Raw genomic sequence first — 12,733 nt, 5'->3', positions numbered from 1 at the left:
ACCTACCGCGCTCCGGTAGCCCAGCCGGTGCCGGGCTACCGGGGCACCGGTCACTTGAGCTGTGCCGACGACAGTCCCAGCAGGCGGCGCGCCACGACGAGCTGCTGAATCTGCTGCGTGCCCTCGAAGATGTCGAGAATCTTCGAGTCGCGCGCCCACTTCTCCAGCAGGGTGGTCTCGGAATAGCCGGTGGTGCCGGCCAATTCGACGGCCTTGAGGGTGACGTCGGTGCCCATGCGCCCGGCCTTGGCCTTGCTCATGGACGCTTCCTTCGAGTTCGGGATCTTGTTGTCGGCCTGCCAGGCGGCGCGCAGCGACAGCAGGTACGCGGCCTCCCAGTCGGACTCCATCCGGAGGAACTCGGCGGCCGGGGCGCTCTGGGCGTGGGCCGGCTTGTCGTACGAGATCTCGATGCCCGCGTCGGTCAGGATTGCCCGCAGCTCCTCCAGGGCGGCGCGGCCCACGCCGATCGCCATGGCGGCCACCATCGGACGGGTGTTGTCGAAGGTCTCCATGACCCCGCCGAAACCCTTGTCCACCTTGACCTCCGGATCACCCAGGAGGTAATCCTTCGGGACCCGGCAGTTGTCGAAGCGGATAACCGCGGTGTCGGAGGCCTTGATGCCCAGCTTGTGCTCCAGGCGCTCGACGATGACGCCGGGGTGCTCGCGCGGCACGACGAACGACTTGATGGCGGCTCGGCCGAGCGACTTGTCGACCGTTGCCCACACGACGATGTGGGTGGCGCGCGAGCCGGCGGTGACGAAGATCTTTTCGCCGTTGATGACGTACTCGTCGCCGTCGAGCACGGCGGTGGTGGTGACCGCCGCGGAGTCGGAACCGAAGCTGGGCTCGGTGATGGCCATGGCGGCCCACACCTTGCCCCACTTGGACAGCTGCTCCTTGGTGGCGACCGCCGAGATGGCGGCGTTGCCCAGGCCCTGGTAGGGCACGGTCAACAGCAGGGCGACGTCGCCCCAGCTGACTTCGAGCGCATTCAGCAGCGCAGACATGTTGGCGCCGTTGACGTTTGCGTGCTTGCTCTTGGACTCGTTGGCCGAGAAGCCGGCGCCGGCCACCGAGACGGTGTTCGACTCCTGCACGCCCTCGAACAGGCTGGCCAGGGTGTCGAGCTCCGACGGGTATGCGTGCTCGGCGAGGTCGTACTTACGGGAGATCGGGCGGAGCATCTCGGCGGCGCCTTGATGACCCTTTTCCGCGACCGCCTTCAGCTTGCGGGGCAGTTCCAGATTGATTGCCATGATTGGTCTTTCGGGTGAGTTCGGAAGAGTTGGGGGTTCGTGGCGGGCTACAGGACGACGACACCCTCGGCGACACCGAGTGCCCGCAGATCGCGGTACCAGCGCTCAACCGGGTGTTCCTTGGTGTAGCCATGGCCACCGAGCAGCTGCACGCCGTCGAGGCCGATCTGCATGCCCTTGTCGGCGGCGAACCGCTTGGCCAGTGCGCCTTCACGCAGGAAGGTCATGCCCTGCTCGGCGCGCGAGGCACCGCGCCAGACGATCAGGCGCAGGCCGTCCAGTTCGATGGCGATGTTGGCGCACATGAACGCCACCGCCTGGCGGTTGGCGATCGGCTCGCCGAACGCCTGGCGCTCCTTGACGTAGGGCACCACGTAGTCGAGCACCGCGTGGGAGGTGCCGACTGCCAGTGCGGCCCAACCCAATCGGGACAGCGCGATGGCTTCGGAGTAGTCGTTGTCGGTCGCGTCGTCCTCGCCGAGGCGGTTGGCCAGCGGGACTGCGACGTTGTCCAGCTCGATCTTGCCCAGGGCCGCGGCGCGGATGCCCATGCTCGGGTCGGCCGTGATCGACAGCCCTTCGGAGCCCGACTCGACGATGAACAGTGCAGGCTTGCCGTCGAGCTGCGCGCCGATGATGAACAGCTCGGCGTCGGCGGCGGCCGGAACCAGGGACTTGACGCCGTTCAGGCGGTAACCGCTGGGGGTGCGGACCGCGGTGGTTCGCAGTGCGGTGGGGTCGAACAGTGCATGCGGTTCGGCGATCGCGACACACGCCTGCGGTACGTTCTCGCCGGCGAACGACGGGAGGTAGGTGGCCTGCTGACCGGCGCTGCCCCAACGGGTCAGGGCCGACGCCACGCCGCCGGGGGCCAGGATCGGCAGGGCCAGACCCATGTCGCCGTAGGCGAGGGCCTCGGCGACGAGTGCCGTGGTGACGGTGCTCTGGGAGGCGGCGATGCCGTCGAAGTCCTCGGGCACGTTGATGGCGGTGATGCCGAGCTCGGCGGACTTGGCGATCAGATCGGCCGGGTAGGCCGCGGCCGCGTCGGCGTCATGTGCGGCCGGCCGCAGGATCTCGGCGGAGAACTCGCGGACGGTGTCCACGATCATCTGCTGGTCTTCGTCCGGATTCAGGTCGAAGTAGTCCGAGCCGCCCGGCATCAGGCGCGTCGGGGCGCCGTTGATTCCGGGAATGCGCTTGAACGTCCGGCCTGCGGCGCCGGCGGTGGAGAACGCCGTCTTGATGCCGTACTTCAGGCCGCGGTTCATGGGCTCGCGCAGGTTGTACTTGTCCAGGAACTCCTGGCCGACAAAAGGTGTGATCAGCGCCAGACCGATGTCGGTCGCCGTCCGCTTGTGTCGCTGGAGTCCGATGGCGCTCTCCGGGCCCTTGCGCACGGGGCGCTGGGCGGAACCGGCAGATGTGCCGTTCTGAGGAAGGGTGTTGGTCATTTCGACAGCCTCGCGTCGTTGGGGCAGTGCGCTATGACCGTATCTTACTCCGGAGTAAGGTACGACGCTCGTGTTATCAAATTCACATTTGCGGGCTGGCGGCTGATGCACGAAAACCCGCGCTGAACGCGGGTTTTCGTGCACAGATTCCGGAATCAGGAGAGGGCGGCAAGCACCGTCCCGTGCAGTAGCCCGTTGGTCGCGACAGAGCTGCCGCCGTGCGGCCCCGGCGCGCCGGCCAGGTTGGTGAACGACCCGCCGGCCTCCCGGATGACGACGTCCAACGCGGCCAGATCCCAGAGCTTGACCTCCGGTTCGACGGCGATGTCGACCGCGCCTTCGGCCAGTAGGCAGTACGACCAGAAGTCGCCGTACGCCCGCACCCGCCACACCGCGTCGGTCAGTGCGACGAATGCGTCGCGCCGGTCTTCCCAGCCGGTGGTCAGATCCGAGTAGGACAGGCTCGCCGCGTCGAGTGCGTCGACGCCCGAGACCGAGATGGGCCGCGTCCGCCCGCCGAACGAACTGAACGCACCTTCGCCGGTGCCGGCCCACCACCGGCGCCCGAGGGCCGGCGCGCTGACGACGCCGACGACCGGCACGCCGTCCTCGAGCAGCGCAATCAGCGTGGCCCACACCGGCACACCGCGGACGAAGTTCTTGGTGCCGTCGATCGGGTCGATGACCCACTGCCGGCCCGCGAAAACCGCTGTGCCCCCGTACTCTTCGCCCAGCAACGCATCATCTGGCCGGGCCGCGGCCAGGGTCTCGCGCAGCACCCGTTCCACGGACTGGTCGGCATCGGTCACCGGGGTCAGGTCCGGCTTGGTCTCGATGTGCAGATCCAGCGCGCCGAAGCGGTCCAACGTCACGGCATCGGCCTGATCGGCCAATTTCAGGGCGAGAGTGAGGTCGTCTGCGACATTGCTCATGCGCAATCCGCCTTCGCTACTTGCTGGGTACTCATGGCTGCAGTCCTACCATGAGTACGTGTGGGAATTCGTCGTGCTCATTGTCTTGCTCGGAGCGCTCGTACTGCTGGCCGCCCCATGGCTGCGGCGGACGCGGAGTGGCGAGAGCGGGACGCTGTTGATCACCGGCGTCAGCCCGCGGCCCGACGCGGCGGGGGAGCAGTTCGTCACCGTCGCCGGCGTCATCAACGGCCCCAGTGTGAATGAGCACGAGGTCTACGGCCGGATCGCCATCGATGTGGCCGAGTGGCCCGCGGTGGGCCAGTTGGTGCCCGTCGTCTATTCGCCCAAGAACCCCGACAACTGGAACTTCGCGCCGCACGCCCCGCAGTCGTAGTCGTCCCTCTACTCGCCGTTGCCTCACGCCGCTCGGCAGTTTGCTCAGCACCCTCGGGCATTTCCCGAAAACGAGTCAATCTGACGGATGCACTGTGCTAATAGATTCCCTATGCGATCCATCAGCTATCGCATCGAGCTTGCTAGCCACCCGGTGTGCAGTGCTCGGATTCGACCGTCGGACAGAGTTTTCCGCAGAAGGGGACAACAACGCACATGGCCAAGTCTCAGATGTCGTCGACCGGTAGGGCCACCAAGATGATCGGAATGGGCCTGGCCGCAGGCGGATTGCTGCTGCTCGCGCCGGCCGGCGTGGCAGCAGCCGACGGCGGGCCGCTCGACGGGCTGGGCAGCGCTGTCGGCGGTGAGCTCGGCTTCACGCAGCACTTCGCCACCCACAACATCGGTGGACTCGAGGGCATCGCCGCGATCAACGCCGGCGGCCTGCAGGCCGGCGTGGGTTCGTTGAGCTCCGGCGTTTTGTCCGGCTCGACGGCGACGTCGTCGCTGCTGAACTCTGGCGGCAACCTGACGACGTTCGCCGTGCAGGGCCTCCTGCGCCCAGGCCACTAGACGGCCGGGCGGGCACCGCCGACGGGAGCGCGCGGCTGGTCAGCCGTGCGCGACCCGCAGCATGTGCGCCACATCTGTCAGCTTCACCCGCGGGCGGTTCTGCCCTTCGCCGGCCGACCGCTCGTGCGCGTCGATCAGGCGCCAGTGGTCGTTGGTCACCAGGGCCGGCTGCCGCGACAGGAACCAGGCCGCCAGATCCTCGCTGTGCGTGGCCGCGAAATCGGCCAGCTCGGCGCCGCAGATGTCTTCGATCAGGGTGTTGACGGTGTCCTGCGAGTCCTTCTTGTTGCTGCCGATCACGCCCGACGGCCCACGCTTGATCCAGCCGACGACGTACTCGTTGCGGCTGCCCTCGACTCGGCCGTCGGTGTGGGGGATGGTCGCGGCGCGCTCGTCGAACGGCAGACCTGCCGTCGGCACGCCGCGGTAGCCCACGGCACGCACCACCAGCTGGGCCGGCAGTTCCTCGCGGTGGCCGCTGTCCTTGGCGACGATGCGGCCGCCGTCGTCGACCAAATCGTTGTGGCCCAACACGATTGACTCGACCCGCCCGGTGCCCTTGATCTCGATGGGCGAGGTCTGGAACTTGAACACGATGCGGCGCTCGCGCCCGAGGGCCCCGCGTTCGGCGTAGCTGCGCAGAATCTTGATGTTCTGCCGCACGGTCTTGCCCGACGCTTCGAGGTCCGCATCGGTGATGCCGTCGACATCGGCCGGATCGACGATGACGTCGACGTCGGCCATGGCCGCGAGGTCCCCGAGCTCGCGCAGTTCCAGCGTCGTGAACGGGGCCTGCAGCGGGCCGCGCCGGCCGACGATCACGACCTCGCGGACGCCGCGCGCCCCGAGGGCCGTCAGTGCGTGATCGGCGATGTCGGTGGCGGCCAGCTCGCCCGGATCGCTGACGAGGATTCGGGCCACATCCAGCGCCACGTTGCCGTTGCCGACGACCACGGCCCGGTCCTGCGTGACATCGGGGTTCATGGCCGCGAAATGCGGATGTGCGTTGTACCAGCCGACGAAGTCGACGGCAGCCACACTGCCTTCCAGTTCCTCACCGGGGATACCGAGCGGCCGGTCGGACTGGGCGCCGATGGCGTAGATGACCGCGTCGTACCGCTCCGAAAGCTCGGCAGCCTGTACGTGCTCACCCACGGTGACATTGCCGAAGAACCGGAACCGCGGATCGTCGGCGATCTTGTCGAACTGCGCCGTCACCGTCTTGATCTTCGGGTGGTCCGGAGCCACGCCGGAGCGCACCAGACCCCAGGGGGTGGGCAGCATCTCGAGCATGTCGATGCGCACGTCGATCGGTTCTTCTGAATCGGCCGCAGCGGCGGCCTTGGCGTCGGCGAATTTCAACAGTGACGCGGCAGCGAAAAACCCTGACGGGCCGGATCCGACAACCGCCACATGGTAAGGGCGCATATGTATGGTTTGCCTTCTTGTTCTGCTCAGTGCGCGCAAGGGGCTGTCGCGACGCGGCCGAGCGGGTTACAGGGCGATGCTAAACCGGTCTATGCGATCAGGGCTCGCAATGTGAAAGTCCGTCTCACTGGTCGGTACCCTCATCCTTTGTGGACCTCGACCGTCAAGCCGACATTGCCGCCCTCGACAGCACTCTGACGACTGTGGAGCGGGTGCTCGACGTCGAAGGTCTGCGCGCGCGGATCGCCAAACTCGAAGACGAGGCATCCGATCCGAAGCTGTGGGACGACCAGGCCAACGCCCAGAAAGTGACCAGCAGCCTGTCGCACGCCCAGGGCGAACTGCGCCGGGTCGAGGAGCTGCGCGGACGGGTCGAGGACCTGCCGGTGCTCTACGAGCTGGCCGAGGAGGAAGAGGGCGCGGCCAAGACCGACGCCATCGCCGACGCCGATGCCGAATTGGCCAAGCTGCGTGAGGACATCGAGGCGCTCGAGGTTCGAACGCTGCTGTCGGGGGAATACGACGAGCGGGAAGCTGTCGTCACCATCCGCTCCGGCGCCGGTGGCGTCGACGCTGCCGACTGGGCCGAGATGCTGATGCGCATGTACATCCGCTGGGCCGAGAAGCACGGGTATCCGGTCGAGGTTTTCGACACGTCGTATGCGGAGGAGGCGGGCATCAAGAGCGCGACGTTCGCGGTGCACACCCCGTTCGCCTACGGCACGCTGTCGGTGGAGCAGGGCACCCACCGGCTCGTGCGGATCAGCCCCTTCGACAACCAGAGTCGCCGTCAGACGTCGTTCGCCGACGTCGAGGTGCTGCCGGTCGTCGAGACCGCCGACTCCATCGACATCCCGGAAGGCGATATCCGGGTCGACGTCTACCGCTCCAGCGGTCCGGGTGGTCAGTCGGTGAACACCACCGACTCGGCGGTCCGGCTCACGCATATCCCGACGGGGATCGTCGTGACCTGTCAGAACGAAAAATCGCAGCTGCAGAACAAGGTGTCTGCGATGCGAGTGCTCAGCGCCAAGCTGCTGGAACGCAAACGCCAGGAAGAGCGTGCCGAGATGGACGCGCTGAAGGGCGACGGCGGCAGCTCGTGGGGCAACCAGATGCGCTCGTACGTGCTGCACCCCTACCAGATGGTGAAGGACCTGCGCACCGAGTTCGAGGTCGGAAATCCGGCCGCGGTGCTCGACGGCGACATCGACGGCTTCCTGGAAGCCGGAATCCGCTGGCGCAACCGAAAAGAAGATGACTAATTTCTCTCTGATTGCCGCTAGCCAACCGGAGTCATTCGGCTGGTGGGCCGGGCAATGGCACAACTTCTGGCGAGGCTCCATCGGCGAGTGGATCATCACCCGCGGATTGCGGATCGTCATGCTCGTCATCGCGGCGATGCTGATCTCGCGGTTCGTCGGCTGGCTCACGCACCGGATCACCGCCCGCATCGACGAGCGGTTCCAGGAGAGTGACGCGCTGGTCCGCTCGGAGACGACCAAGCACCGGCAGGCCGTCGCCTCGGTGATCTCGTGGGTGACCATCGCGCTGGTATCGGTGGTGGTGCTCGTCGACATCACCGAAATCCTCGGCATACCGATCGGCTCGCTGGTCGCTCCCGCCGCGGTACTGGGCGCCGCGCTGGGTTTCGGTGCGCAGCGCATCGTGCAGGACCTGCTGGCCGGGTTCTTCATCATCACCGAGAAGCAATACGGCTTCGGTGACCTCGTCGCACTGACCGTCAGCGGCATCACCATTCCGGCCGAGGGCACCGTCGAAGACGTCACGCTGCGCGTCACCAAGCTGCGCTCGAGCGACGGCGAGGTCTACACCATCCCGAACGGGCAGATCGCCAAGACCGTCAACCTGTCGAAGGACTGGGCCCGTGCGGTCGTCGACATCCCGGTGCCCACGACGGCCGATCTGGGCAAGGTCAACGACGTCCTGAACCGGGTGTGTGAACGCGCGATGGAGGATTTCCAATTGCGGGCGCTGCTCCTGGACAAGCCGCAGCTGATGGGTGTGGAGAGCATCGAACTGGACACCGTGAACCTGCGGATGGTGGCGCGGACGCTACCGGGTAAGCAGTTCGAGGTCGGCCGCCGGCTGCGCGTGATGGTCGTTTCCGCCTTCGGCCGGGCCGGTATCGAGAGCCCTGCCGACCACGAGCCCGAAGTGGAGGCCATGGTGCATCCCGCCACGGTCGGCGGCGCGGAGGACAAGACTCAGGGGCCGGGGGACGGGCCACGATGAACGCTCTTTCCCGGATCGCGGTCAAACGTGCGGACCGTGCCTGGCCCGCGTACATCCTGGGGCGGGTCCGGACGTCGACAGTCGGCCTGATCGTGGCCTTCTTCGTGGCGTACTGGCTGCACCAGACCTATGCACCGCCGCCACCGCCGCCGCCACCGACTCCCGCGGTGGTACCACCGGGCTTCGTGCCCAACCCCGACTACACCTGGGTGCCGCGTACCGACGTGAACACCCGCCCGAAGTCGACGTACCGGCCGACGCCGACGGAGACCACCGAGACCACCGAGACGACCGACACGACCACAACGACCACCACGACGTCGACCACGTCCAGCACGACGGCGCCGCCCACCACGACGGTCATCACCCCGGCGCCAGGCCTGCCGCCGATCACGCTGCCGGTGCTGCCCGGCCTGGCGCCGCCTCCGGCTCCCGCGCCCTCACCGCCGCCCGGCCCGCTCCCGGCCGCGGCGCCGCCCGACGGCCCGGTCACGACCACCATCATTTCGCCCGGTGCGGCGCCCGCGCCGAGCTAGCAGCAACAGCCTCAGCCGTCACACCTCGGCGTCCGACTACACTGGCGTGCCGTGATGATCACCCTCGACCACGTGAGCAAGAACTACAAGTCTTCGGCACGCCCAGCCCTGGACAACGTGTCGCTCAAGATCGACAAGGGTGAGTTCGTCTTTCTCATCGGCCCGTCCGGTTCCGGGAAGTCGACGTTCATGCGTCTGCTGCTCGGTGCCGAGGTGCCGACCTCGGGTGACATCCGCGTCTCCAAGTTCCACGTCAACAAGCTGCCCAGCCGGCACATCCCGAGCCTGCGCCAGGTGCTCGGCTGCGTGTTCCAGGATTTCCGGCTGCTGCAGCAGAAGACGGTGTTCGAGAACGTGGCCTTCGCGCTCGAGGTGATCGGCAAGCGCCCGGACACCATCAACCGCATCGTGCCCGATGTGCTGGAGATGGTGGGCCTGTCGGGCAAGGCCAACCGGCTGCCCGGCGAGTTGTCCGGTGGCGAACAGCAGCGGGTCGCGATCGCCCGGGCCTTCGTCAACCGGCCGCTGGTGCTCCTGGCCGACGAACCCACCGGCAACTTGGACCCCGAGACGAGCAACGACATCATGGACCTGCTGGAGCGGATCAACCGCACCGGTACGACGGTCGTGATGGCCACCCACGACCATCACATCGTCGACTCGATGCGTCAGCGCGTCATCGAACTCGAACTCGGCCGCCTCATCCGTGATGAGCAGAGCGGCGTCTACGGAATGGATCGCTAAGTGCGCTTCGGCTTTCTCGTCAATGAAGTCCTGACTGGATTTCGTCGCAACGTCACCATGACGGTCGCCATGATCCTGACGACCGCGATCTCCATCGGCCTGTTCGGCGGTGGTCTGCTGATCGTCCGCCTGGCCGACCAGTCCAAGCAGATCTACCTGGATCGCGTGGAGAGCCAGGTCTTCCTGACCGACGACGTCTCGTCCAACGACCCCAACTGCGACGCCGACCCGTGCAAGTCGCTGCGCAAGCTGATCGACGACCGCAAGGACGTCAAGTCGGTGCGGTACATGAACCGGGACCAGGCGTACGACGACGCGGTCCGCCGCATCCCGGCGTTCAAGGATTACGCGAGCAAGAAGGCGTTCCCGGCGTCGTTCGTCGTCAAGCTCGATAATCCCGAGCAGCACAAGGGATTCGAGGACGCGCTGCGCGGACGCCCCGGCGTGCGCCAGGTGACCGACCAGAAAGAACTGGTCGACCGGCTGTTCGGGATTCTCGACGGCATCAGCGCCACTGCCTTTGCGGTGGCGCTTGTGCAGGCGATCGCCGCCACCCTGCTGATCGCCAACACCGTGTTGATCGCGGCCCGTACCCGCAGTACGGAGATCAGCATCATGAGGCTGGTCGGCGCCACGCGCTGGTATACCCAATTGCCGTTCTTCATCGAAGCGTTGCTGGCCGCGTTGGTCGGTGTGGTCCTCGCCATCGTCGGGTTGATCATCGTCCGTGCGATGTTCCTCGAGGATGTGCTCAACCAGTTCTATCAAGCCGGTTTGATCGCCAAGGTCGACTACGCCGACGTCCTCGTCTATTGCGCGCCGTTGATGTTGTTGTTGGGCCTCGGTATGGCAGGCATCACCGCTTACGTCACGCTGCGCGCGTACATCCGGCGGTAGTGATGGCGAAGAAGAAGGACGACAAGGACAAGACGGGCAACAATTCCGTCGTCGCGACCAACCGCAAAGCGCGGCATAACTATTCGATCATCGATACCTACGAGGCGGGTATCGCGCTGGTCGGTACCGAGGTGAAGAGCCTGCGCGAGGGCCTGGCATCCCTGGCCGACGCGTTCGCCACCGTCGACGACGGCGAGGTGTGGCTGCGCAACCTGCACATCGCCGAGTACCACCACGGCACCTGGACCAACCATGCGCCGCGACGCAACCGAAAACTGTTGTTGCACCGCAAGCAGATCGACATGCTGGTCGGCAAGCTGCGCGACGGCAACTTCACGCTGGTGCCGCTGAAGCTGTACTTCTCCGACGGCCGGGTCAAGGTCGAATTGGCGCTGGCCCGCGGTAAAGAAGCGCACGACAAGCGCCAGGACATCGCCAAGCGCGACGCGCAGCGGGAGATCACCCGCGAGATGGGCCGACGTTTCAAGGGCAAGATCTGACCGGGGTTCTGCTGGCGCTGCTGTCCGCGCTGGGCTATGGCATCAGCGATTTCGTCGGCGGCATCGCGGCACGGCGCGTCGCCGCACTGCGGGTGGTGCTGGTGTCGTACCCGATCGCCGGCGTGCTGCTGACGGTGATGGCGTGCGTTGTCGGCGGCCAGGTTTCGTCGACCGCGGTCATGTGGGGCATCTTGTGCGGCGTCCTGCAGGCGTTCGGCATCTGGTGGTTCTATGCGGCACTGGGCGCCGGACCGATATCGGTCGTCTCTCCGCTGACCGCGATCCTGGTGTCGGCGGGGCCGATCGGCGTCGGTGTCGCAATGGGGGAGCGGCCCAGTCCGGTGGCGATCGCCGGGATCGCGCTGGCGTTGGTCGCGGTCGCGCTGGTGAGTGCGCAGGCCACTGATGAGGACGAGACGCCGCACCGGTTCACCGCCAAGGTCGCCTGGCTGACCGTCGGCTCCGGCTTGACCTTCGGGCTGAGCTTCGCGGTGATCCATCAGGTACCGCACGACGCGAAGCTCTGGCCGTTGGTGTTCGCCCGCTTCGCGGCCACCGCCGTGGTGATGATCGCCGCGGTGGCGACCCGCAATTTCGCTCTGCCGCGCGGACTTCCGCTGAAACTGGCCCTCGTTGCGGCGGCACTCGACGTCATCGCGAACGTGGGGATGCTGCTGGCGCTGCAGGCCTCGATGCTGTCGTTGGCGAGTGTGTTGATCTCGCTCTATCCCGCGGCGACCGTCGCCCTGGCCATGGTGGTGCTCAAGGAGCGCGTGCGGGCCTGGCAGGCCGTCGGCATGGCGCTGGCGTTGGGCTCGGTCGCGATGATCGCCGCAGGATAGCCGCTTATCAGAGCTGGTTGATCCGGATCAGGTTGCCCGTCGGATCGCGAAATGCGCAGTCGCGCACGCCGTAATCCTGGTCGGTGGGTTCCTGCAGGACATCGGCGCCGGCGGCTTCCAGGCGCGCGAACAGCTTGTCGAGATCATCGGTGGCCAGCGTGACGGCAGCGCCGTAGGAGCCCTTGGCGAGCAGCTCCAGGATGGTGCGACGCTCGTCGTCGGTGATGCCGGGGTCGGCGGCCGGCGGGTGCAGCACGATCGACGTGCCCGGCTGCCCGGGCGGGCCGACGGTGATCCACCGCATGTCTTGGTAGCCAACGTCTTTGCGAACCTCGAAGCCGAGGTCGTCGCGGTAGAACTTGAGCGCGGCCTCGGCGTCGGTGTGGGGCAGGAATGCGTAGTGAATCGAGATGTCCATGCCCGTCACGGTAGTGGCGGTCAGTGCGGCGGTGCTTCTTGATTCCTGATCGGTCTGGTGACCTGACGGGCCAGGCAGGCGGGAATGCCGTCGGCCGCCTGCGAATGGTCGCGGCGGTACACGCTGGGCGCCACGCCGACCAGCTCGGCGAATCGGGTGCTGAATGTGCCCAGCGATGAAAAGCCAACGGCGAAGCAGACATCCGTGACGCTGAGATCGCCGCGGCGGAGCAGCGTCATGGCCCGCTCGATGCGTCGCGTCATCAGGTACGAGTAGGGCGATTCCCCGTAGATGCGCCGGAACTCCCGGCTGAGGTGGCCGGCTGACATGTGCGCGCCGCGTGCCAGCTCCTCGACATTCAACGGCTTGGCGTACTCGCGGTCGATGCGGTCGCGCACCCTGCGGATCACCGTGATGTCCCGTAGGCGTTGTGCCTCCGCCCGGTCGTCACCCATGGGGCCATCGTCGCATGACGGAATTGGGACGCATCGCGGATTTCCCGGTGCGGAGGGGGTC

At 66.7% G+C, this 12,733-nt stretch carries 15 protein-coding genes; 9 read left to right on the top strand and 6 right to left on the bottom strand.

Annotated elements, in window-relative coordinates; genetic code table 11:
• Positions 1-50: 50 nt before the first annotated feature.
• The 3 genes from QRN63_RS21585 to hisN all read right to left on the bottom strand — a co-directional run bounded on the left by QRN63_RS21585 (position 51) and on the right by hisN (position 3,648).
• Entirely contained in the window at positions 51-1,262 is a 1,212-nt protein-coding gene (locus QRN63_RS21585; RefSeq protein WP_267316309.1) for an acyl-CoA dehydrogenase family protein, read from the bottom strand.
• Between the two features lie 47 nt (positions 1,263-1,309).
• The gene (locus tag QRN63_RS21580; protein ID WP_285032639.1) at positions 1,310-2,716 is read right to left on the bottom strand and encodes an acyl-CoA dehydrogenase family protein; all 1,407 of its coding nucleotides are present in this window, start codon (positions 2,714-2,716) and stop codon (positions 1,310-1,312) included.
• A gap of 155 nt (positions 2,717-2,871) precedes the next feature.
• Positions 2,872-3,648, bottom strand: coding sequence for a histidinol-phosphatase (hisN, locus tag QRN63_RS21575; RefSeq protein WP_285032638.1), 777 nt, complete (start codon positions 3,646-3,648; stop codon positions 2,872-2,874).
• A gap of 58 nt (positions 3,649-3,706) precedes the next feature.
• On the opposite strand from hisN, the gene QRN63_RS21570 reads away from it, so the two are divergent.
• The gene (locus QRN63_RS21570; protein ID WP_267316312.1) at positions 3,707-4,024 is read left to right on the top strand and encodes a hypothetical protein; all 318 of its coding nucleotides are present in this window, start codon (positions 3,707-3,709) and stop codon (positions 4,022-4,024) included.
• A gap of 215 nt (positions 4,025-4,239) precedes the next feature.
• The gene (locus tag QRN63_RS21565; RefSeq protein ID WP_267316313.1) at positions 4,240-4,596 is read left to right on the top strand and encodes a hypothetical protein; all 357 of its coding nucleotides are present in this window, start codon (positions 4,240-4,242) and stop codon (positions 4,594-4,596) included.
• 39 nt (positions 4,597-4,635) lie between these two features.
• On the opposite strand, the gene QRN63_RS21560 is transcribed toward QRN63_RS21565, so the two are convergent.
• Positions 4,636-6,024: an FAD-dependent oxidoreductase gene (locus QRN63_RS21560; RefSeq protein WP_267316314.1), complete on the bottom strand. Its 1,389-nt coding sequence runs from the start codon at positions 6,022-6,024 to the stop codon at positions 4,636-4,638.
• A gap of 149 nt (positions 6,025-6,173) precedes the next feature.
• Between QRN63_RS21560 and prfB the strand changes: the two genes are divergently transcribed.
• From prfB to QRN63_RS21525, 7 genes are read left to right on the top strand one after another with little or no spacing between them, the layout of a single operon-like run.
• The gene (gene prfB / locus QRN63_RS21555) at positions 6,174-7,289 is read left to right on the top strand and encodes a peptide chain release factor 2 (RefSeq protein WP_166556183.1); all 1,116 of its coding nucleotides are present in this window, start codon (positions 6,174-6,176) and stop codon (positions 7,287-7,289) included.
• Positions 7,282-8,280: a mechanosensitive ion channel family protein gene (locus tag QRN63_RS21550; RefSeq protein WP_285032637.1), complete on the top strand. Its 999-nt coding sequence runs from the start codon at positions 7,282-7,284 to the stop codon at positions 8,278-8,280. Before prfB ends, QRN63_RS21550 begins: the two co-directional genes overlap by 8 nt.
• Positions 8,277-8,816 (top strand): Rv3103c family proline-rich protein, encoded by a 540-nt coding sequence (locus QRN63_RS21545; protein WP_285032636.1) that lies wholly within the window; start codon positions 8,277-8,279, stop codon positions 8,814-8,816. The genes QRN63_RS21550 and QRN63_RS21545 overlap by 4 nt, the downstream gene beginning before the upstream one ends.
• 54 nt (positions 8,817-8,870) lie before the next feature.
• A complete protein-coding gene (ftsE, locus tag QRN63_RS21540) occupies positions 8,871-9,560 on the top strand; it encodes a cell division ATP-binding protein FtsE (protein ID WP_020102687.1) in 690 nt (229 codons plus the stop codon).
• Positions 9,561-10,457, top strand: coding sequence for a permease-like cell division protein FtsX (ftsX, locus tag QRN63_RS21535; protein ID WP_267316317.1), 897 nt, complete (start codon positions 9,561-9,563; stop codon positions 10,455-10,457).
• Between the two features lie 2 nt (positions 10,458-10,459).
• Positions 10,460-10,957, top strand: a complete 498-nt coding sequence (smpB, locus tag QRN63_RS21530) for an SsrA-binding protein SmpB (protein WP_267316318.1) — start codon at positions 10,460-10,462, stop codon at positions 10,955-10,957.
• Positions 10,954-11,799 carry a DMT family transporter gene (locus tag QRN63_RS21525; protein WP_267316671.1) on the top strand — a complete coding sequence of 282 codons (846 nt, stop codon included), beginning with the start codon at positions 10,954-10,956 and terminating at the stop codon, positions 11,797-11,799. The genes smpB and QRN63_RS21525 overlap by 4 nt, the downstream gene beginning before the upstream one ends.
• A 7-nt stretch (positions 11,800-11,806) precedes the next feature.
• Here the strand turns inward: QRN63_RS21525 and QRN63_RS21520 are convergent, their stop codons facing one another.
• Together QRN63_RS21520 and QRN63_RS21515 are read right to left on the bottom strand one after the other, a co-directional pair.
• Positions 11,807-12,217, bottom strand: a complete 411-nt coding sequence (locus QRN63_RS21520) for a VOC family protein (RefSeq protein ID WP_267316319.1) — start codon at positions 12,215-12,217, stop codon at positions 11,807-11,809.
• A 20-nt stretch (positions 12,218-12,237) separates the two neighbouring features.
• Positions 12,238-12,672, bottom strand: coding sequence for a helix-turn-helix transcriptional regulator (locus QRN63_RS21515; RefSeq protein ID WP_267316320.1), 435 nt, complete (start codon positions 12,670-12,672; stop codon positions 12,238-12,240).
• Between the last annotated feature and the right edge of the window lie 61 nt (positions 12,673-12,733).

Origin of the sequence: Mycolicibacterium sp. lyk4-40-TYG-92, assembly GCF_030209435.1 — a bacterium.
Lineage (GTDB): Bacteria > Actinomycetota > Actinomycetes > Mycobacteriales > Mycobacteriaceae > Mycobacterium.
Note: the sequence above shows the minus strand (reverse complement) of the source record. Positions and strands in the feature narration are given on the sequence as shown.

Bases quoted from the DNA above. Each gene is read 5' to 3' on its own strand.
- QRN63_RS21585 (WP_267316309.1), bottom strand. From the start codon at position 1,262: ATGGCAATCAATCTGGAACTGCCCCGCAAGCTGAAGGCGGTCGCGGAA.
- QRN63_RS21580 (WP_285032639.1), bottom strand. From the start codon at position 2,716: ATGACCAACACCCTTCCTCAGAACGGCACATCTGCCGGTTCCGCCCAG.
- hisN (WP_285032638.1), bottom strand. From the start codon at position 3,648: ATGAGCAATGTCGCAGACGACCTCACTCTCGCCCTGAAATTGGCCGAT.
- QRN63_RS21565 (WP_267316313.1), top strand. From the start codon at position 4,240: ATGGCCAAGTCTCAGATGTCGTCGACCGGTAGGGCCACCAAGATGATC.
- QRN63_RS21560 (WP_267316314.1), bottom strand. From the start codon at position 6,024: ATGCGCCCTTACCATGTGGCGGTTGTCGGATCCGGCCCGTCAGGGTTT.
- QRN63_RS21550 (WP_285032637.1), top strand. From the start codon at position 7,282: ATGACTAATTTCTCTCTGATTGCCGCTAGCCAACCGGAGTCATTCGGC.
- QRN63_RS21545 (WP_285032636.1), top strand. From the start codon at position 8,277: ATGAACGCTCTTTCCCGGATCGCGGTCAAACGTGCGGACCGTGCCTGG.
- ftsE (WP_020102687.1), top strand. From the start codon at position 8,871: ATGATCACCCTCGACCACGTGAGCAAGAACTACAAGTCTTCGGCACGC.
- smpB (WP_267316318.1), top strand. From the start codon at position 10,460: ATGGCGAAGAAGAAGGACGACAAGGACAAGACGGGCAACAATTCCGTC.
- QRN63_RS21520 (WP_267316319.1), bottom strand. From the start codon at position 12,217: ATGGACATCTCGATTCACTACGCATTCCTGCCCCACACCGACGCCGAG.
- QRN63_RS21515 (WP_267316320.1), bottom strand. From the start codon at position 12,672: ATGGGTGACGACCGGGCGGAGGCACAACGCCTACGGGACATCACGGTG.